This window comes from bacterium (assembly GCA_021372535.1).
In the GTDB taxonomy this organism is placed as follows: domain Bacteria; phylum Latescibacterota; class Latescibacteria; order Latescibacterales; family Latescibacteraceae; genus JAFGMP01.
In genome coordinates, this window is sequence record JAJFUH010000107.1 from 1 (window position 1) to 21,859 (window position 21,859).

The following is a 21,859-nucleotide window of genomic DNA, read 5'->3' on the forward strand; positions in this document are numbered from 1 at the left end:
GTTTACTGGAAAGGCGAGAAGTTCTGGGTTGGCAAGCTCATCGACCACCCGGAAGTTATGACCCAGGGGAAAACGAAGAAGGAGTTGGAAGAGAACATTATCGACGCCTATAAACTCCTGGTTCTGGATGAAGTTCCTGAAGACCACGAAAGCAAAGAGATCGTGGTTGGTGTATGAAAAGAAAGGAACTCCTCAGGCGATTAGCCGATGCCGGGTGTATATCTGTCCGGCCTGGAACGCGGCATGACCTGTAAATGAATCCAAAGACAGGGAAAAGCAGGCTGTTCCGAGGCACAGGGAGATAGATGAGAGCCATGCAAAGCATATTCTGAAGATATTGATCTGACAAATCAATCCGGCGGATGCATTAATACGTCCCGCTGATTTCGGGCATTAGTGGGTACATTGAAAATGACTGTGAAAAAAATGGAACCAATTCACCCTGGCGAAATTCTCCTCGAAGAATTTTTGAAGCCAATGGGGCTTAGCCAGAATCGAATCGCGCTCGATATGAGAGTTCCGGCTCGACGAATTAACGAAATTGTTCTTGGCAAACGGCGGATTACTACGGATACCGCATTAAGATTAGCCAAATACTTTACCATGTCGCCCCAGTTCTGGCTTGGCTTGCAACTGGATTATGACCTGGATGTCGCTCTGGATGAAATGGAAGACAGGATTGATAAAGAAGTTCAGCCGTTAGAGATTCCATAAAAAAGCGGCAAGGCGATCATTCGCGACTCAAGAGTAGAATGAATCCGGATTATTCATGGGAATATTTTACCACGAAGACACAAAGACCCAAATAGATATAACAGATTATTTATACTATCTTCAGTAATTGTTAATCGTTCACATCTAAAAAAGATACAAATAATTAATCCGCGAAAATCCGTCCGATCCGCGAAAATCCGCGTTCTATTAAATTTTTGTGAATAGATCGGGATAAGAGGTTCACCTTATGAACATATGGCAGAAGATTTTTTTGGCGTTCGGGGTGATAGCGCTGGTTTTTGTCTGCGTGTTTCCGCCCCAGATCGTGGCGCATCAGTCGATCATGTTTCTGCCGGTGACATACGGGTATCCGATTGACTGGCTCCGGCTGTTTCTCTGGATCGTTGTGATCGTTTTCGTAACCGGTCTCGGAATCGCCGCGAACAAGACCGAGCATACCTGACGGCTGTGAACGGAAACGCATATTGATTCTGATGACACATTATATTATATATCCTCCTTGAAAAAATCATATCGGGGAATATGATGAATCGAGTGAGGGAGATCATTTCAGCGGTTTTATTCGGTATCTTTGTCGCGCTTCTGGTTTATGCCGCTTCACAGACGGTTGTGTACCGTCCTTTTCTACGGCTGCAGAATGCCGTCGACGACAGCCATTTTGTACGCCGCTTCAAAATCCATGGGACAGAGGGCCTCGAAACCGAACGGATTGTCATCATCGATATCGACAACCGTTCCATACAGGCCCTGGGCAGATTCGAGCTGTGGCCGAGAAGGCTTTTCGGAACGGTTATCGCCAATCTGAAGCAGGAAGGCGCCGAGCTCGTGTTCCTCGATGTTATTCTCAAGGAAGGCGGATTCCGTCACGATAATGATGTCCTTGCGGAATCAGTACGGAATGCAGGCAATGTAATTTCCGGATACTATTTCAATCTCGATGTTCCGAGCATACGGCAGATGCCGCTCGATCCCGTGCTCAACCAGCAGTTTTCCTCGAGCGTTCTCGAACCCGGGCCGCTTACAAAAAACCAGTTCATCAAGGCCGAGCAATTCTTCCTGCCTTACCGCGAGCTCATGAATTCTGTCAAGGGCATGGGATTTACCAATTATGTGCCCGATCCCGATGGTGTTCTCAGGCACATTCCCCTCTATATCAAATACGGGCGGAGACTGTATCCGTCGGCTTCTCTCCAGATGTGGATGTATCTTAAAGGCATTTATCCCTCGCAGGTCGCTATCAGACCGGATGGACTCATTTTCGGAAAGAATCGTATACCCACCGACAGACACTGCTTCATGCGGCTCAATTACAGCGGAACGAGATCGTCTTTTACCACCGTTTCGTTTCTTGATGTGCTCAATAATGATTTCACCCCCGGGATGTTTACCGGGAAGATAGTCCTGATCGGATCGGGTGCGGAAAAACTCCGTGACCTCAAGCAGATACCCGGTTTCAGATCGGTTCCGGGAGTCGAGGTTCATGCGACTGCCCTTTCGACACTGCTCAGCGGGCATTTTCTGCATGTTACCACGGGGAATGTTATTTTTATAATTACCCTTCTGAGCGGTATTGTATCGAGCATGGTTTTTTTATTCGCTCCGACGATGAAGGTCGGGCTGCCGGTTGTACTGGGCCTTCCCCTCGGATTGTATCTCGTTTCGGTATATAGCTTTGTCTATCACTCCCGCCTCGTCAATATCACTCTCCCATCGTTTGTCATTGCTCTGCTTTTCATTGTCATCACGATTTACCGTGTCATCGAGGATCATGGGAACGGGAACGGCAGCGATGAAAACAGTATCCCGCAAGCCGACCATTCCCTCACGGACTCCTGAAAAAGCCGTCTCAACCGTGCTCATGCTCTCATTTCCGGCCATTCTCCCCTGTATGGGAGCAGAAAGGAATCTTACTGTTCCTGTGGTTCACCTCTCCTGTTTACGGGAAAGGGGGCAGGGGGTGAGAGTAAACACCTGTTTATTGAATATCATCAGGGAAATTGGAGAATACATCGTTACCGGTGATTCGAAGAGATTATTCGGAAAGGTATTCTTCGCGGAACATTTTGATGAGGATGATGAGCACCGAGATAAACAGCGGCCCGATAACCAGTCCGATGAATCCCCATTCCTTTATGCCGATGAACACGCCTAAAAGAACGGTAACAGGGTGGATCTTGCCAAGCGCGCTGGTCAATTTGGGACGTATAAGATTGTCGGATGTTCCGACGATGAGCATACCCCAGAGGAAAAGGCCGATGCATTTAAAAAACTCTTCCTTGACAAGGAGGACAACACATGCAGGCAGCCAGACCACAACAGACCCGAGAAACGGTATAAAGGACGTGATCATCATGGCGAATCCCCATAGAAATGCACCCGGAACACCGAATACGAGGAACCCTATAGCCCCGAGTGAACCCTGCATGACGGCGATAAGAAGCTGCCCCAGAATGAGTGTCTTGGTCGCTTTACCCATTTCCTTGAGAAGAATATCGCAATTTCTGTAGCTTAAGGGGAAATAATCGCGAAAACTGTTGACAACTGCTGTGGAGTTTTTAAGCAGATAAAACATAAGGAAAAATGTTACGAACACATATAACACAAGTCTGGTGATGCTCACTATCATTTTCGGGCCGAACGCAGTGACCGTCTCCTGGAAACCGGTCACGAGCCGTGACGATATATTCGTAATGGATTTATAGGAAAGATGAATACCGTAATTGAGATACAGCGTGTCATAAAAGTTCTGGAGGGCGTACTGGAGTTGTTCGATTGCTTCCTGGGACAGGAGATACTGAACCTGCTTCTGAATGGCAAAAGCAAGAAAAATAAGAGGAACCAGCACCACCAGAAAAATAATGCTCAGAACAAACGAAGCGGAGATCGATCTCTTCCGGGTTATTTTCAAAAAATAGAGGTAAATGGGGTTCAACAGATGCGCAAGGACACAGGCGGTTGCAATCGCCGGTATGAAACCGGATATCGAGGAATAGAATTTGAATGCAAGCGCCAGAATAATACCCAGCAGAAAGAAGAAACCAAACTTTTTTATTTCCATGGCTCACCGTGTTGGTTTTTTTGTTTATCGTGTAAAACCTGAACGCCGTCATGCTGAACTTGCTTCAGCATCTGTTAGAATCACTACGTTTAACTATGTAACCTGTCCGAACGCAACTTGGTATATGATGACGGCGAAAAGCATTTTTCATTCGCGCCCCTCATATCTGAAATATTACAGCATTCACATTAAAAGTAAAGTAAAATACAGGAGAATATCCGGGCATAATAATACCGGTATTTATTTTTTATCCACTTTTTTCACCGCTGTAAGCTTCTCGAGCATGCCCGTTGAGAGATGATATTGAAAAACGTTGTCTCGCTCGGGTTTTGCAGTCCCAAGGTCACGGCGGGTGGGGTACCGGATGACGGTGATATCGGTCCTTCCGTACCGGTATTTGAGCGCCTCTGCAAGCCCGATGCCGAAAATGTATGTATATTCATCGGTATTGCGGGGAATATCGATAAAAATGAGACGGCTACCCGGCAGTGGATCGGGCGCGAGCGCGATGGTCTGTGATATGATACTGTCTGCTATGAGTCCGCCTTTTCTCCATGCCTGTATCTGGATATCGGACCTCCATGCTCCCGCAATTCCCATGAAAACGATGATGACGAGCAGAGCCCTGTGCATGAGTCGGGTCCTTACGAACGCCTGTACAAAAAGGCCGGAAAGGAGCGCCAGTCCCACAATAGGAATGAGGACGAATCTCGATTCGGCATGCCCCAGAATCTGATCAACGGTCATTCCTACATGAGGGGCGGTTGTTGCAAGCCCGGTGGCAAAAATGGTGAAAGCGATGACCGGATACAGAAGAGGCATACGGTGTTTATCCTCCGGTACGGTTTTCCACAACAATGCCGCCGCAGCCGTCAGCACCACTGCCGACGCTCCGAATGTCCACGATAACGTCCATCCGGGCATGATGTTGAGGAACGGAAACAATACCACGGACAGGAAATAAAAGGGGATTGTGAAACTGAGACCGTGACGGGCGGTCAGGTACCCTCCGAGTCCACTGAAAATGAATAGCCGGTATATCGTATACAACGCGACAAGCAGAATCAGAGCAGCAAGACCGGAATAATTCCTGCGGGGCTTCTTTTCACGGACAAAACCGAAAAGACTGACAATAAAACACGCCATGATAAAGACAATTCCCTGTTCTTTCGATAAGAGAGCGGCTACAAGGACAAGCAGAGCGGCGACGGTGTGTTTCTTTCCGGATAATTCCGTTTCCCGCCGGAGCCAGAGCAGAAGTCCGAGAAGCCCGAATGTGACGCTCATGACATCGAACCGTGCACCGACCCATGTTACGGATCCTACGGAAAGCGGATGCAGCCCATACACCAGACATGCGACCAGAGCCGGAGTTCCTCCGATCACGGTTTTACTTCCATTGAAGGTACCGGATTTCATAAACCGCATGATCGACCAGATTAGATACACATTCACGACATGGATGAGCACGTTAGTCAGATGAGGACCCCACGCCGTACCCGGCCAGAGCTTGCTGTCGAGCCAGAATAACAGCATGGGTACCGGTCGCAGCCAGAGCGATTGCCATTCCGGCGGAATGATCGATTTGAAGAAATATGCAAGCGTCTGGGCAAACGTGTGAGGGTAGACAAATACCCAGTCGTCCGCGACCAGGAGATTCCTGAGGGATGCAAGGTAAACAAGGCCGACAGCCGTCACAGCCCCGGCCAGGGCGAATCTGTCTCTCTGCAGAGGGGTCATTTTCATACTATTAAAGGATTGGTTTGTAGTTTATGGTTTATGGTTTTACATACTGTAAAAGTACCGATAACTTAGATAAATTTTAACGAGAATCGCGAAACATTATTGTCTTATAGGTATCTTTCCCATGTCGAGTTTTTCAAGCCTCCCGGTCGGCGGGTGATATTGGAAAATATAGTCCCGTTCCGGTTGTGCGGTTCTCACATCGCGATTTTTAGGATAACGGACAACGGTGATATCTGTACGGCCGTATTTGTATTTGAGCGCTTCTTCGAGCCCGATACCGAAAACGTACGCATACTCATCGGTGATTCTCGGGATGTCGACGAAAATAAGATGACTGTCCGGTGGGGGATCGGGAGCGATGTCGAGAGTCTGACGAATGATGTTGTCGGCAATAAGTCCCGCTTTCTTCCATGCCTGTATCTGGACATCCGATCTCCATGCTCCCGCTGTACCCAGCATGAAAATCAGTGCAAGCACGGCTCTGTGCATGAGTGGTGTCCGGACGGCTGCCTGTATGAAAAGACCGGAAAAAAGAGCAAGTCCCACGATCGGTATCAGAGCGTATCTCGCTTCGAGGTGCCTCATGACCTTTTCGAGTGGCATCCATGCATTCGGAGCCGTGGTAGCGAGACCTGCGATAAAAATTGCCGCCGCGATGAAGAAGTACAGGCGGGATATCCGGTTTTTTTCATCGCCCGCGTCATTCCACATGATAACGATCGCAATCACCATGACCATCACGGATACCACTAAAGTCCATGAGATGACCGATCCGGGCATGCTGTTGAGAAAAGGGAACATGACCGCACAGAAGTAATAAACCGGAATCTTGAAACTCGGTCCGTACTTTGCGTACAGGTATCCTCCCATGCTGCCGAAAATGCAGTACCGGTATATGGCATATAAACCTGTCATGATTAACAACACAAGGAGACCGGAGAAATAGCGGCCACGCTTTCTTACCCGGATAAGTCCTGCCACTCCTGCAAGCGCGCATGCGATGATAAAAACGATTCCCTGTTCCTTTGAAAGAAGCCCGATCAGCATCATAAAAAGTGCGCCCGCAAGACCTTTACGGCCATAAAGCCCGGCATCCCACCGGAGCCATATCAGGAGTCCGTAAAGCCCGAACGTCACACTCATCACATCAAACCGCGCCGCTATCCACGACACGGAACCCACGGCGAGCGGATGCAGCCCGTAAACTAAACATGCGGTAAACGCGGGAAGCCCCCCTGTCGCATCTTTCCCGGCGGCAACCGTCCCTGTTTTCATAAACCGGACGAGTGCCCAGATGAGATATACATTGATCACGTGAAAGGCAACGTTGGTCAGGTGTGGACCCCATGCGGTTCCGGACCAGAGCATATTGTCGAGCCAGAACGAGAACATGGGAACCGGTCGCAGCCAAAGGGATTGCCATTCCGGCGGAATTATCGATTTGAAAAGATATGCAAGCGTCTGGGCAAACGTATGAGGATAGACAAACACCCAGTCGTCCGCGACCGGAAGATTCCCGAACTCCGCGCTGTGAAGGAGTCCTGTGGCAATCATCGCTCCTGCCAGCGCGATTCTGTCTCGCTGTCGGGGGTTCAGTTTCATGATACTGATGATGTTGCTGCTGACGTTTTGAGGTGGTCGGTTCTCTTTTCACACATAGGTGAGCCATTTCTCGAATTCGGGAACTGATCCCCGGATGATCTCACGGTAGAGTGTACGAAGCCTGATGGTGATCTTTCCCGCTTTTCCGCCGCCGATAATATTGTCATCAACCTGTATAATCGGAGTGATTTCTTTTCCCGAGCTGCAGAGAATGACCTCATCCGCTTTTTTCAGCCTGTCGGCATCGAATTTTTCCTGAATGATGGGAATATCGAGGTTTTCAGAGATTCTGAGTATAGTATCACGGGTAATACCAAGAAGAATGGTGTCTTCAGGAGCAGTGACAAGGGAGCCGTCCTCCACGATGAATATATTCGAGGTGGTCCCTTCCGCAACGAAACCCTCGCGGTCGAGCAGGAGGGCATCATCGTAGCCGGCCTGCCTGGCCTCCGATTTTGCGATCATGGGATTGACATAATTACCCGAGACTTTTGCTTTAACCGGCATGCAGGAAGCATCTATTTTCCGTAAACGGCCGATAGTCACTTTCAGAGAGTCCGGAGGATCGTGGGCCTCGCCCAGACCGATTGCCACGGTCACGGAGGAATCACCGGGATACACATCCATGACCGGATCGGCATAAAACGCCAGCGGTCTGATCGTGCAGGTTTTCTCTCCGCTGTGACGCACCGTATCGATCACCGCCTGCTGCAGTTCGCCGAGGCTGTAACCGAGCGGAATACCGATGATCCGGGCTGAATTTTCAAAGCGGTTCATATGTTCGACGAGCCTGAATATCGCTCCTCTGCCATTCACCGCCTCATTGCAGTCGATGCTTTCGAAGAGTACGGAGCCGCGCTGGAGACCATGACAGAAAGGATGCACACAGGCTCTGTCCCATTCGACAAACCTGCCATTCATCCAGACATCGGGATTCTTTGTCTCATTCATGTCCTGTATATCCTGAAATAAGTTTACACCGTGTTAGCAGTTAAAGGTGCTGTATTTTTATAATACATGACAAAATAGCATATTCTTTATTCGACCGCAAGTATCCACTCGCCCGGAAAGTGTTTTTTCGAGACCGGTTGCTTTATGACAGTACTTGTACCATATTACAAACAATAATTAACCGAATGAGAGCCCATTTCTGTAATAATGGTGTTCGTGATGATTACCCTTGTCTGGTAACGGGTGTACGAAGTGCTGACCTATGCCGAGATTCATTATCGACCGCGATTTGTTCCGAGCCTGATTTTCAGAAAATGGCCGGAGATACTGTGCGATGCACCGGCCCGTATCGACCGTGGCCGCCCTGTTCCGGTATTCATCATTATCAGGGATGCCCACAAATACCCTGTCCGTATCGAAATGGTGACCGTCCATCTGGTTTATGAGAGCGGTATGGAACGTGTCGCCCAATTCCCCTATGGCGGTATCACGGTCAATGAACAGATATGGTGGGACTCTATTAACATCATGCCCGAATACCAGGGGAATGTCAGTATTTCCGTAACTGTTCATGCCGTACGGGGTAAAAGCCATTCCTATGTGAATGTCGATAATTACAGCGGCACCACACACAGCCCGCTGACCGTGTATGTATCGCCGTATCCGCTGCCGGGCGATACCGGCTGGTTTCATGGCGATATTCACTGTCACACCTTTTATACCGCCGATCAGGTGGAATTCGGGGCGCCGCTCGAAGTGATGGCATTCGCCGCATACTGCATGGGACTTCACTGGTTGGCCGCAACCGACCATTCATATGATCTCGATGACCGGTATGATGATTATGCAACCGAAGACCCCGATTTGATTAAATGGCAGTTGATGAAAAAGCAGACACAGCTTCTTTCGCCCACCTTGACGGTGATTCCCGGCGAGGAAGTCACCTGCCGGACATATGCGGGGCTGAACTGCCATATGCTGGCGCTTGTTTCCGAGCGGTTCATCCGGGGATCGGGTGACAGTGGGGAACGCGGGCTCCATAATGAGACGGAACTGGCGGTTTCGGAAGCTGTCCGGGAGTGCAGCGAATGGAACGGGATCGCATGCGCCGCCCATCCCCTGGAACATAACTCTCTCCTCGAGCGTCTTATACTCTCGCGGGGTGTGTGGACACAGTCCGATCTTGAACTGCCCGGTCTGACAGCGCTCCAGATTCATAACGGTATCCGTGACAAGGGTTTTTATGAGGGCATGAAAGCTTGGATCAGGCTTCTGCTCATGGGCAGGAAAGTGTATGCCTTCGGCGGAAGCGATGCCCATGGCGATATGAACCGGCGGCGCCGTACGACTCTGCCTCTTTGTGCGGTCGGTGAGGACGGCTTTCATACTTTTGGTGCGGTGCGAACCGTTCTGTATGCCCCCTCGAGCCAGCAGGATCATATTATCGAAGCCCTCCGTAACGGCAGGGCACAGGTTACCGAGGGTCCCTTTATCCATCTTACCGTTTCATCCGGCGGTACCGTTGCCGGTATCGGCGATTGTTTTTCCGGGTCGGAGGGAATGATACAGGCAGTTTTCAGGTCTTCTCCCGAATTCGGGTATTTGAAATCGGGATGTCTGATGGCAGGAACTGTTGGCGAATCCTGCGAACGAATACTGGCTCTTCCCGATTTATCCTCACCGGGACTCGATGCCCGGATTGAAAAAAATGAGAGTTTAAAGGGATTCAGGTATATCCGAGCCGAGTGTGAGACAGTATCGGGGAAATACTGCTTTACCAATCCTGTGTGGATAGAAAATAGCTCAGGATAACCGCCGGTATCGTGGTGTACTTTTTTTTGCTATCAATTCCGATAAAAAAATATTATAATTGTAGATTCGATAATTATTTTCGGGATTTATCACGACCTGTTCATAAAACTTTAATGAAACGCGGATTTCCAAGGGTCTGACGGATTTCCGCGGATATATTTTTGTGTCTTTGTGGTTTTCTCATGAATAATCCTCATGACCATACATGAACATAACAAAGGATGAAAAAGTATTTACAGATAAATCCGGGTAACAACATTATTATCGGCATTGCCATGTCAGTGAATATCGTGATGAGTTTACGATAACAGGTGATGTCTTGGTTTTTTCCGGTCGGGAGGTATTATGGGTTTTTCAGCCGGAATAAAGGGGAGGAAACGAGTGACTGCTCAAAAAAGTCTGTTATGCTGGGTAATTGTACTTCTGGGAATGTTTATGCTTTCGTGTTCGGAGGTTAAACCACCGGTGAAAATTACCCAGTATACCGATCCGTCCAATATTGCAGGGCTTGCCGTTGATGGTAATATGGTTTATTGCGCTACTAAAGGCGGTCTTGTCAAATGGGATAAATCCGCGGGTGAATATACCCTTTTAACAACCGCCGATGGTCTGCCATCCAATATTCTTTCCGATGTGATAATCGACAAAGGGAAGAAGCTGTGGGTCAGCTCTATCCAGGGAGTTGGTGTATTTGACGGAAAAACATGGAAATGCTATGGAACATCGGAAGGACTTCCTTCCGGCGAAGTCAATGCCTTGAGCCTCGATAATAAAGGCGGAATATGGGCAGCAACGACAAAAGGCATGGCGAGCTTTGAGCGGGGACGTTTCAGGGTCTTCAAAGACAATGAAGGCCCTGTGGGGCTCGATATCCAGTGTATTTTCTTCGATAAAGGCGGCAACATCTGGGTCGGCACCGCTGAAAAAGGTGTATACACGAAAACCGACAAGGGCTGGCGCAGAACCGGCTCGAAAAATGGCCTCACAACCGATGCGGCAAGCACCATCGCTCAGTCATGGGACAACAGTATCTGGGCTGCATCATGGGCCGGGATGTGTCGGTGGGACGGTTTTGGCTGGCAGGGCTTCAAGCCCATGTTGTGGCTCGGCACGTTCAAAGCCCGTAAACTTCAGGGTACACAGGAACGTTTATGGTATTTTACGGCCAATGGGATTCATGCGGCCAAAGGAAGTGAGTGGCTGCATTATAACGAGGCGGACGGCCTGATTTCCAATGATGTTCTGAGCGGGATTGCGGTAACGGATGATCTGGTTTATGCCGGTACTTCATATGGCATGAGTGTCATCGAGAATTCTGCCATCGAAAATTATGTAATCCCGAATACCCCGTTCGGATATAACTGTATTTCTGTTACGGCCGATGACAAAGGTAGAATCTGGCTCGGAACATGGGAAACCGGTCTGAATGTCTATAATTCCGGTTCCTGGAGTCAGATAATGGGTGATAAACCCGAAACGCTGGCATCTGTACGGAGTATTATATTCGGCCCGGATGGCTCCATGGTGTTCAATACGACAAACGGCGTGGTTTTCAAGGATAAACAGGGATGGAACATCCAGACCCGCAACGAGGGTCTGGCGGGTGATGATATACGGTGCGGGATTTATGATTCCGAGGGCAGATACTGGTGTGGAACATCGACCGGCATAAGCTGTTTATCGCATGGAAACTGGGATCGGTATCGTGCCATTCACGGTCTGCCGTCCGAGGATATCTGGTCGTGCGCTCTAGATACGGAGGGTACGATCTGGTTCGGCACCACTGCCGGCATTGTCTCGCTCAAGGATAATGTGATAACCGACAGAACCCCGGAGATCGGTATGGATAGGCCTGATGTACGGTCGATTGCGGTGATAGGGGACACGGTTTATTTCGGTACGGAGAGCGGGAAAATCGTTACATACTCTAAGGGAATATGGGATGTGTACGGTAACAGGTTTTTGAATACCGATAAGGGCATTTACTCCATTGCTTCGGATCCTTCCGGCAGGTTATGGCTCGGTACCAACGGTGATGGTGTCATACGCATCGAAAACGATAAGGCATACAAATACACTCGTGAAGATGGCCTGCCGTCCAATTATGTCCGGTCGGTGATCTTTTCGGACGGCATTCTCTGGACAGCATGTCTCGGTGGAGCCGGAACAATCGAGCCGGTTGCACATTGATGAAAAAACAGAAATTTACCGGGAGTACTGATAGAAATACTTGACTTCGGTAAGATGATTTAATTATTTTACCCGCGATTAAAATTGAAGGTTGCCCCGTCGTCCAATGGCAAGACAGCTGACTCTGGATCAGCCTATCGAGGTTCAAATCCTTGCGGGGCAGCCATAATAAAACGAGTATTACCAGCCACTTACAGGATATTATGTGAGTGGTTTTTTGTTTTTATATGCGTCTGGTACTACTTATAATACTACTCGGAAATAGGGGTATTTGTCAATTCTGAAGCTCGTTACATAGGTTACCCAGGATGATCGTTTACGGAAAGGACGTCAACGGACGTTCGTGTGACGTTTGACTGATATATCGATGGTTCACTTTGACCTTTTTTCACAATAATTTATTATTAATGAATTTATCTAAAATATCAAATGCCAACTTACTACACAAAATACCTATAATAAAGAAAAACTGAATTTATTTCAACATAATCCGCAGGATATCGATTTTGTGATGAAACAATGCAAAAACTTTAAGTAATAAGCGAATAAGATGGGATTTTATAACATTGAAGAAATGACTATAAGGTATTGATTCTATAAGCTGTTTATCAATTGATCAATTTTGAGCAGATTTTCCTTGACTTTTAGCAATCAAGAAAGTAATATACACTCAATTGATCAAATATGATCAGTTCATTCGGAGAAAATAATTATGAATAATAAAAACTTTCAACATTTTACAAAAGTAGAAATGGAATTCATGCAGATACTGTGGGATCACGGCGAACAATCACCTGAGGATATCAGGAGAATCTTAAAAGAGAATGGACGTGTACTGACTAACGGAGGAACAAGGAGAATTCTTTCAATTCTTTGCCGTAAAGGCCACATAACCCGAAGGAAAGAAGGAAGAAGTTACGTTTATAATCCAAACGTAAAGAAACAACAGGCATTCAAAGATATTCTTATTGATCTCAGAAAACGGGTATTTGGTGATTCCGGTATAATAATGATTGCTGCGTTTCTTGACAGTTTCCATGCAAGTGATGATGAATTCAAAGAAATAAAACGTCTACTTGAGAATTATAAGAAGGATCGGGACAAGTGACTTTATTTGAGATAGTGAATACTTTTAACAGGCTTGGTTTTTTAATATTCCGATATCTGGTGTCGTTTTTTTGGCAGTCTACTCTGTTTTTTGGAGCCGTACTTCTTGTTTTTATATTGTTTCGGAGGTTAAGCTCTTCAATAAAGCAGAGAATACTGTTTGTATCTCTGTGCGCGATACCCCTTATTCCTTTAGTTTCGAAAACCGTCATAGATATAGGGGTGCCATATATAAGAATACCCGTGATACCCACATATTTTCCCCAGTCTGTGGTTTTTGACCGGATTATTCAGCCAACAGTAACTGAAAACCCTCTTGTTATCGGCGAATCAACCCGCCAGATCAATCCTGTTTACAAAAATACCACTCTATCGAAATCAAACAGCCTCACATATGGCAGAATTATACTGTCTCACCCATGGATGTTCGTACTGTTAATATATATGGCAGTTCTGATATTGTTTCTTAAAAGAATAACGGCCAAATGGGTGGCTTTAAGGGCCTTGGCAGATTCCAGTACATATGATCTTGATCCGGAAACCAATCATATAGTACAGGAGGCATCTTCAAAAATAAAATGCAACCAGTCTTTCAGGGTTGTTGAGAACGAAGACATCGTATCTCCCATGGTTTTTGGCATTATAAAACCTGTTATCGTTATACCAAAAAGTGAAAAGTGGAATTTCTCAAGGTCTGATATGTATTTGATGTTTCTCCATGAGATTACTCATATAAAGAGAAAGGATCAACTTGTTTTCCTGATTGTCTCGATAATCAGAGCATTCTTCTTTTTCCATCCAGTCATCTGGATTGTTGCATGGCAACTTTTATTGTTGGCAGAGAAGTCTTGCGATGATTCGGTTCTCGATATACAGGAAAACCCCATCTCATACGCGTCGTTGTTGATTAAAATCATGGAAAATGCCAGAAATCAATCATTTAGTTTAAATGTCGCAGCAAATCTTGGTTTCCCGAAAAGTATGTTTTATAAAAGGATTATTTCTCTGCTCCTTGAGCACAAACACCATCAAAGAAAATATTCAATATTTGCAATAACTGCCTTTTTCGCCCTGCTGATCTCATCATATATCGTCACTGCCGCAATCCCACTGTCAGAATCGTTAAAAACATTGATCAACTCTAACAATTTAATGTCGAGATTTCTGATTTCGGAAAACATTGGTGTGAGAAATCAAATCCAGTATAATGCAACGGCTTATGCTGTCCCCCTTTATGGAATAACAATTGACGGTCGACTTGAAGATTGGCCCCCAAACATGACACGGTATCCGATTCTGAATTATGGCAAAACATATGGCCCTACTGATATTGATTACGAAGATTTGAGTAAAAGCAGTGACCTGAGCCCACATTTCATGGTTGGCTACAATCCCGATAAAAACCTGCTCTACCTGGCTGTCATCGTTCGAGACGATATCATGTTTTCATTCAGTGAACATGCCACCCTTTCGTTATTCGACTATCCCGATGCATGTGAAATCTATCTTTCGGGTAAGAAAAAGAACTCGATAATATCCATGAATGAAACCTTGACTGCAAATGAATTGCCTGTTTTACAGTATGTAATGACCGCTTCAGGAATAATCTATAATAAAAATGTACCGAATACCGACATATCGAGGAACCCGATTCTTGTTATGGGTGATATTACAAAGACAAAAACGCACGCGGTCAGCTCCAGGACTGGCGATGTCACCGTATATGAGTGGGAACTGGAGGTCTTTGATAAATACCCGGATAACAAAACACAGCTTATACCGGGTAAAACCATCGGCTTCGATGTTGCCGTTGTCGACAGGGATCATGAAGATGAATTCTCGGCATGGGGATGTTGGGGACCCTCCGGATATTTGAAAGTTGCAAATACATATCTGATAGGAGATATAGTCCTTTTAAGAGACAACAACAATTTTGGTTCTGTCACCGGCACCGTGGTCAATTCTCAAACCGGTCAGGGGATTTTCAAACAGATTATCGATGTTTACCGGCAGGGGAAACCAATTACCTGGACCATGAGTGATTCTGATGGAAAGTTTGGGATGCAGTTACCGGAAGGTCAATATGTCTTGAAACCACGCTATCATGATAAAGGGCATGAAATTGCCTTAACGGTAAAATCCGGCGAGTCGACGACAACGGACGTCATGCTGGATATTACGAAAATTCCCGAAAAACTGCTGGAAACCATTAAACTGTATTCAAATCTATCCAGTTATTCCGATGTCACAGAAGTTAACGCTGTTATGGGAATCCAGAATACAAAGATTGAATTCGCATTTAAAAATCCAAATTTTATGTATCAGAGTTATACAAGGATTGAAAACGGAGATAAATGTATAATATCATGTGATGGAAGTAAAATGAGGGTAAATCGCGAGAATTCAGAAGAGTTCCTGGAAAAGAAAGCTCCCGGCGAACTCAGCGTATTTACAATCAGCTCGCTGACAAACCAGCCTAGTGGCGGTTTTGTGCACCAGCTGATGCTATGCAGGGAACCGCTCAAACAACTGAATGAAGATCTCATCAGTGTTCGGTACCTCAGTTCCGACAGAATCGATGGTGTTGAATCTGACATTTTTGAGATAAACATGCGGGCGGGGACATTCACTACCTCGACTCGCTGGACACCGGATTATACAATCGTGTACCGTCTCTGGATAGGGAAACGGGATAAGGTAATCCGCAAAGTTGTGACAGAAATGGAGGAACGGCTGGATATTGCAAAAGCATCGGAAGATAATATGGTAACGAAAGTGAGACACTACTCCGTAACACATCGTCACCGCAAAATCAAACTCAATCCGAAGCTTATGGATACGTTATTCAAAGATAATCACAACCGTGTGGCAATATAGTCATAAAAAACAAATATATATTGTTTTTTATGTTCTTATGGCAGTCTTGCTGTTTGCATGCAATAATATCATGATTTTATAATTCGGCAGAAAACAGGCTTCATACATCATTCTCAGGATTCGATGTAACAAATCGCTGTAATGTTTCATCAAAGTGGTGAAATTGTATGTAATCGGTATTAAATACGCCCCAAAGTGATCAATATTGATCATTTCAAAAGAAACTATTATAAGGATTAAAAAAGTTCCATTCAATCATCTTTAAAGAGGCTTTATCACCTCATGAAAGAATGGAGAGTCAGCTTGTTCCGTATGAACGTACATAGTGAAAAATCATTCTTTAGCAATCTTGTTGAATTCTGGAGACACGTATTTCGAGATTCAGATTCGTTGACGGGCGACAATTACTTGGTCAGCAAAGACGAATACGAAGAAATTGAACTGTTGTTTCGCAGCCCCGGTAAAGAACGTACGAGTGGTATAGAGAATGAATAACCTGGATTTAAACATTGAAAAGAATTCCGGGCCATAAAATGTATAATGAAAAAAGGAGGTATCTGCCGTGAAAAAAAATCTGAAAATGGAATTTCTGCTCTTATTAGTTATTCTCCTCGTTTTTGCGTGTCTGTCCTTGCCGGTTTCCGGCGAAAATCATGATTATCAGAACGGTGTAAATCCTCAACGTAACGTACTTGTGGAAGCATTCACGGGTTCATGGTGTAGAAATTGCACAGTAGATATATTGACTGTTGAAAGGTATGTAAGAACGCATAGTAATATCTTTATGCTGGCGTATCATTTCAATGATCAGATGGCCACAGAAGATATCGAGGTGGTTATTTTCAGATTTACTGACGCATTTCCAGGTTTTGCTGTGGACAGGACTGTTTATAAAGACCTTAATTCCCTTGTTGCGAGAATGAACAACTGTGCTCAAAAAATTGAGGAGAGGTTATTGATTCCGCCCCGAATGACAATCGATCTGAGTTATACGTATTCTCCTGAATCAAGACTGATCGATCTCGATGTCGCTCTTCATACCCTTGAGACAATCGATGCGAATTGTTATCTCCATATCGTTGTTGCTGAGGACAGCCTTAAATATCCGCAGCAAGGGGGAGCCGATCCATTCTACCACATGCATACCGTGCGCGACTTTATAACGGGAACAGACGGCGAACGGCTTAACGATTCTGTACTCGCGGAGGGAACCGATATTCACAGGAATTATGCATACACACTGCAAAGCAAATTCAAACCTGAGAAAATCCGCATCGTTGTATTTGTCAGCGAAGGAATCGTGGGACCGGTGTGCCAGGCCGAGGAGCTGGTTCTCGTCGAGAACATCGTGACCAGGGTCGATGAATTGACCCCGGATACGTTCCGGGTGCACGCACCCTATCCTAATCCTTTCAATCCCGTAACAACGATCGAGTTTACTCTTCCCTCGGAATCGCATGTCAGCCTTGTAATGTATGATGTGCTGGGAAGAGTCGTCGATATTCCCGTTGATCGAACCTTGAGTACCGGGACACACCGGATCGTATGGGACGGCCGCGACAGAAAGGGTATCACGCTTGCTGATGGACTGTATCTGTTCCGGCTTACTGCCGGAAATCATATAGCTCATGGGAAAGTGACACTTCTCAGATGATTGGTAAAAAAAACTTTTCGATTATGGTTTATGAATACCATGAGATATTCCGGAATAAATCCATCAATCGGCATAGACAATTTCCACCAAAGGAGAGAGAGATGAGAACTTCAAGGCTGATTTTTATGGCGATCATGATTATAACTGTATCACAAGCTCTGGCGCAGGGAACGTGGACGCAATACCCGATAAGAATTGAAAAAATACAAGATATTGTGGTAAAAGACGGCGAATTATGGTGTTCTTCGGAACGTAGAGTTTTTACGGTAAATCCATCGACAATGGAGTATAATGAGATTTTTAATGCTGGTTCTGATTATACAGGTGAAATTGAAAAGAGCACTACAGGTGATGTTTTAGTTGGCCTTGCCACAAAACAGTTCGTGTTTAAAAACGGTACATGGAAAAAAATCCAATATTCAGAACCCAATTCCGATATCAGATATCCTGGAGCAGAATACTATGTACCATTTTGTTATGACCCTGACGGGATATGCTGGATGGCGGGCCATGGGATCGGGTTGATTCGTTTTGACGGAGAGAAATATTCCAAAGTACCGGATGTTGAGTTTCTCCCGGATGATCGGGTAAAATCAATATTTGCCGGAAGTGATGGCAGAATATGGATCGGTACTAAAATAGGATTATATTGCTACGACAGAGAATCCGTGGAAAAACTGAGTTATAGCAAGGATAATCCTGAATATCGTGTTAAATGCATAGCGGAGGGATCGGATGGTTCAATCTGGATAGGTACTCTGGATGATGGTATATTTAATTACAAAGACGGCTCGTGGAGCCACTATATTCCGGAGAGCAACGGAATTAAATATTTTGGCACCGGCTCATTACTCGTGGATGATACAGGGAACCTCTGGGCTTCATTAGTTCCTGTGAACTTTGAATGTAATAATCCTAATTCAACGCTTTTTAAGTTCGACGGTGAAACCTGGTATTCCTACCCCGATCCTGTTACCGCTAAATTAGTGGTGAAGTCATTAACACTCGCTCCTGACGGCACTATATGGGCAGGGACGTACAATCAGATTTCTGATAAAGATGCCGGTATACTGCAATTTGACGGCAAAAAGTGGACAAATCACTTCTACAGTGAATTCATACCTCGTAACTTATATATATATGGTCTCTTATACCACGATGGTTCATTACTACTGGCAACTGAAAACGAAGGATTATACCAGTATGATGGTACATCGTGGTCACACATCGTAAGCCCGTTTACCGATGCCAGGTCTGTCGCTGTTTCATCCGATAACAAAATATGGGTAGCAACAAAAGAAAAGCTTTACCGAAATGATGATTCATCATGGAAACCTTTTACTTCAAACATGCTGACCGATAATAATATAATAAATCAAATCGCTGTCGGTTCCGATGGAATCGTATGGTGTATGACAAAGAACGGCCTTGTGCGTTTTGATGGTTCCGTCTGGAAATTGCAGGGTGAGAGCGACGGTATTCCCGATGGGGTCCTTTCAACTATTGCGGCTGATCCTTCCGGCCATATCTGGTTAGCCTGGTATACTTTTATATCCGATGAATTAATAAGTGGTATTACTGTTTATGATGGTGAAAAATGGACGGAAACGGGAATACCGGATAATTCGAAAGCGTCCACGGCTATCAATAAAATCATTTTCGGTCCCGAAGGTGAACCCTGGGCCGTCAGCTATAATGAACTTTTCAGATATGACGGTGCAAAATGGGTGAAAGAACCGTATGAGTACCGGCAAATAATGGATATCACCTGTGATTCGGAAGGATATCTCTATATAAGAAATGAGATGGGAGTTGACTGTTATAATGGTGAAAGTAGAATGACCTATATCACTGGCATAGATGTCCCGAATTTGTCCTTTCTGGCAGCAGGTGATAAAGGTATGGTTTTTGGCGTGATGAGAGACGGTGTTTTCGCGCGGTTCGATCCTTACCGGATTCCAACGGTCGTCGATGAACCATATATAACAACTCCCGGTACATTCCCGATTGTTGGCAATTATCCGAATCCGTTCAATATGTCGACAACCGTCTATTTCGAGCTGCCGTCGGAAACGCTGGTCGATCTTGCGATATTCTCAGTTACGGGACAGAAGATACGGACGCTGGTTTCCGAACGGAAGAATCCCGGCAGGCATGTAATCGTATGGGACGGTCGCGATGATTTTGGCCGGAACGTATCTTCCGGCATCTATATAAGCCGTCTGCTCGGGGGAGAACTTACCGCATCATCACGCATGATGTTGTTAAAGTAGATTGATACGTATGAAATAACAACCGTTCGTCTTTGCAGGATGGACGGTTGTTGATTTTCAGCCGCGAAGTGACCGTAAAGAGATATGAACCTTATCGAAAAGGCATCTGTCGTGAAATCAGAGTCGTATACCATGTTTTTCATATATACGCTGGTGTTTTTAATAGCTTTGTTTCATGCCGGGACAGCGGTTTCGGGCGATAACTACGAACCGAATGATTCGAGAGAAACGGCATACGAAATATCTTTTTCCGATGGTGTATGGAAATCCGAAACGGCAACGATCGACACCCGGGAAGATGCCGACTGGTATTCGTTTTACGGGGAAAGCGATAGTTTCATTTCTATTTCATCCGATCCCATTACAAAGTTCGACATTGCTTTTTCTCTCTATTACGGCGATTCAAGACTCACCTGCGCCGACAATTATTTCAGCGGTATGGCTGAAAAAATCGTAAAATATCCGCTTGGTAAGGACGGGATATACTATATATGTGTCGGAACTCCCGAATCGACAAAAAAGAGAACCACTACCGATACGGATTCGTTCGGCTCGTATTCACTCGAAATAACACTGTATAAAAGTCATACCATTTCCGGAAAAGTAACTGATTCACAAACGGGAAACGCGATATCGTCGGCACGGATCACTGTCGAACATGATACCTCATATACAGCCGAGACAGATGTCGATGGAATGTTTGAAGTTATCCTGAAAGGAGCCCTCTCAGGCGAACCATTTGCCATACAGGTTCAAAAAACCGGCTATATTGCCGAGATTGCCAAAGGGATTGTATCAAATGCAAAGGAAACTGCCGTATCGATAGAACTCGCCCCACTTCCGGACAATTCCCGCAATGTCCTCCTTGAAGAATTCACCGCAACCTGGTGCACGTGGTGCCCGTATGCTACCGATATACTTGAAGAGATAATCCGCAGCCAGGGCAATGTTATCTCCATTGCGTACCACATTGAAGATGAAATGAGCACACCCGAAGGAGATCAGCTTGACGATATGTTAAGTCCGGCGCTTCCTCAGGCATTGATCGACAGGACACAATTCACTGGAAGCAGTTCCATCCTGGTCAATCGTCAGGAATGGACAAAGCGATGCATCGAACGCTCACAGGTGCCGGCTCCTCTTTCGATCCATATTTCATGCGATTATACAGGCTCGTCACGAAATGCTGATGTGACCGTTGACATGCTTTCCCTTTCCGATATGAAGGGAGCGTACAGGATCAATGTGGTTGTCTGCGAAGACAGCCTTGATTATGAGCAGCATATCACCGGAAAAGACTATAAAACGATTTCTCCTTACTACCATATGCATGTCGTTCGCCGGATGATTACGGGAACATATGGCGAACGGTTAAATACCGATCCGATTCAGGCGCAGACAAATATCCGGAAATACTATTCGTTCACGCTCGATGATTCGATTAATGAAAACTACGCTCGTCTTGTGGTATTCGTCAATGAAGATTTAAAAAACGGCCTGGGACCAGTGCAGCAGGCTGCACAGTGTACTATTATGGAAGACACGATAACGGAAGTCGAAATCGACGAGCGAATCGCCTTTCAGATTCATCCGGCATTCCCGAATCCATTCAATACTACAACGATGATTCCATTCACTCTGACACAGGATAAACACATAGTGCTGACTGTTTATAACATTGTTGGAGAAAAAGTAACGACACTGACCGACCGTATCTGGCCACCGGGTAAGCATTCCATAATTTGGGATGCTCATGGATTTTCCAGCGGAATATATTTTTACCGGCTACAGGCGGGTGCGTCGATAGGCACGGGGAAAATGCTGCTGATCAAGTGAAAGCATGGAGAAACAGTG

Annotated in this window: 15 protein-coding genes, 1 tRNA gene and 1 pseudogene; 13 read left to right on the forward strand and 4 right to left on the reverse strand. The window is 45.8% G+C overall.

Annotated elements, in window-relative coordinates; translation table 11 throughout:
* The 5 genes and pseudogenes from LLG96_09700 to LLG96_09720 form a co-directional block, all read left to right on the forward strand.
* The coding region (locus LLG96_09700; protein ID MCE5250479.1) for a type II toxin-antitoxin system HicB family antitoxin at positions 1-177 on the forward strand (177 nt) is incomplete at its 5' end.
* A pseudogene (locus LLG96_09705) lies at positions 174-346 on the forward strand (addiction module toxin, HicA family). The gene LLG96_09700 and the pseudogene LLG96_09705, both read left to right, overlap by 4 nt.
* A gap of 65 nt (positions 347-411) precedes the next feature.
* Complete coding sequence (locus LLG96_09710; protein MCE5250480.1) at positions 412-714, forward strand: HigA family addiction module antitoxin; 303 nt, start codon at positions 412-414, stop codon at positions 712-714.
* A 247-nt stretch (positions 715-961) separates the two neighbouring features.
* The gene (locus tag LLG96_09715; GenBank protein MCE5250481.1) at positions 962-1,177 is read left to right on the forward strand and encodes a hypothetical protein; all 216 of its coding nucleotides are present in this window, start codon (positions 962-964) and stop codon (positions 1,175-1,177) included.
* Positions 1,178-1,260: 83 nt separating this feature from the next.
* Positions 1,261-2,571, forward strand: a complete 1,311-nt coding sequence (locus LLG96_09720) for a CHASE2 domain-containing protein (GenBank protein MCE5250482.1) — start codon at positions 1,261-1,263, stop codon at positions 2,569-2,571.
* A 196-nt stretch (positions 2,572-2,767) separates the two neighbouring features.
* Here LLG96_09720 and LLG96_09725 read toward each other — a convergent pair whose 3' ends face one another.
* The 4 genes from LLG96_09725 to ilvE form a co-directional block, all read right to left on the reverse strand.
* On the reverse strand, positions 2,768-3,793 hold the full coding sequence (locus LLG96_09725) for an AI-2E family transporter (GenBank protein ID MCE5250483.1): 1,026 nt from the start codon (positions 3,791-3,793) through the stop codon (positions 2,768-2,770).
* A gap of 240 nt (positions 3,794-4,033) precedes the next feature.
* A complete protein-coding gene (locus tag LLG96_09730; GenBank protein MCE5250484.1) occupies positions 4,034-5,533 on the reverse strand; it encodes a hypothetical protein in 1,500 nt (499 codons plus the stop codon).
* Positions 5,534-5,635: 102 nt separating this feature from the next.
* The gene (locus LLG96_09735; protein MCE5250485.1) at positions 5,636-7,141 is read right to left on the reverse strand and encodes a hypothetical protein; all 1,506 of its coding nucleotides are present in this window, start codon (positions 7,139-7,141) and stop codon (positions 5,636-5,638) included.
* Between the two features lie 48 nt (positions 7,142-7,189).
* Positions 7,190-8,092, reverse strand: coding sequence for a branched-chain-amino-acid transaminase (gene ilvE / locus LLG96_09740; GenBank protein MCE5250486.1), 903 nt, complete (start codon positions 8,090-8,092; stop codon positions 7,190-7,192).
* Positions 8,093-8,344: 252 nt separating this feature from the next.
* On the opposite strand from ilvE, the gene LLG96_09745 reads away from it, so the two are divergent.
* From LLG96_09745 to LLG96_09780, 8 genes are all read left to right on the forward strand, one after another.
* Positions 8,345-9,904, forward strand: coding sequence for a CehA/McbA family metallohydrolase (locus LLG96_09745; GenBank protein MCE5250487.1), 1,560 nt, complete (start codon positions 8,345-8,347; stop codon positions 9,902-9,904).
* 381 nt (positions 9,905-10,285) lie between these two features.
* Entirely contained in the window at positions 10,286-12,094 is a 1,809-nt protein-coding gene (locus LLG96_09750) for a hypothetical protein (GenBank protein ID MCE5250488.1), read from the forward strand.
* Positions 12,095-12,186: 92 nt separating this feature from the next.
* Positions 12,187-12,260: transfer RNA gene (locus LLG96_09755), tRNA-Gln, on the forward strand.
* A gap of 546 nt (positions 12,261-12,806) precedes the next feature.
* Positions 12,807-13,202: a BlaI/MecI/CopY family transcriptional regulator gene (locus tag LLG96_09760; GenBank protein MCE5250489.1), complete on the forward strand. Its 396-nt coding sequence runs from the start codon at positions 12,807-12,809 to the stop codon at positions 13,200-13,202.
* Positions 13,199-16,078, forward strand: coding sequence for a M56 family metallopeptidase (locus LLG96_09765; protein MCE5250490.1), 2,880 nt, complete (start codon positions 13,199-13,201; stop codon positions 16,076-16,078). The genes LLG96_09760 and LLG96_09765 overlap by 4 nt, the downstream gene beginning before the upstream one ends.
* Before the next feature lie 811 nt (positions 16,079-16,889).
* Positions 16,890-17,732, forward strand: a complete 843-nt coding sequence (locus LLG96_09770; GenBank protein MCE5250491.1) for an Omp28-related outer membrane protein — start codon at positions 16,890-16,892, stop codon at positions 17,730-17,732.
* Positions 17,729-20,005 carry a T9SS type A sorting domain-containing protein gene (locus LLG96_09775; protein ID MCE5250492.1) on the forward strand — a complete coding sequence of 759 codons (2,277 nt, stop codon included), beginning with the start codon at positions 17,729-17,731 and terminating at the stop codon, positions 20,003-20,005. The genes LLG96_09770 and LLG96_09775 overlap by 4 nt, the downstream gene beginning before the upstream one ends.
* Positions 20,006-20,089: 84 nt before the next feature.
* A complete protein-coding gene (locus LLG96_09780; GenBank protein MCE5250493.1) occupies positions 20,090-21,841 on the forward strand; it encodes an Omp28-related outer membrane protein in 1,752 nt (583 codons plus the stop codon).
* Positions 21,842-21,859 lie beyond the last annotated feature (18 nt).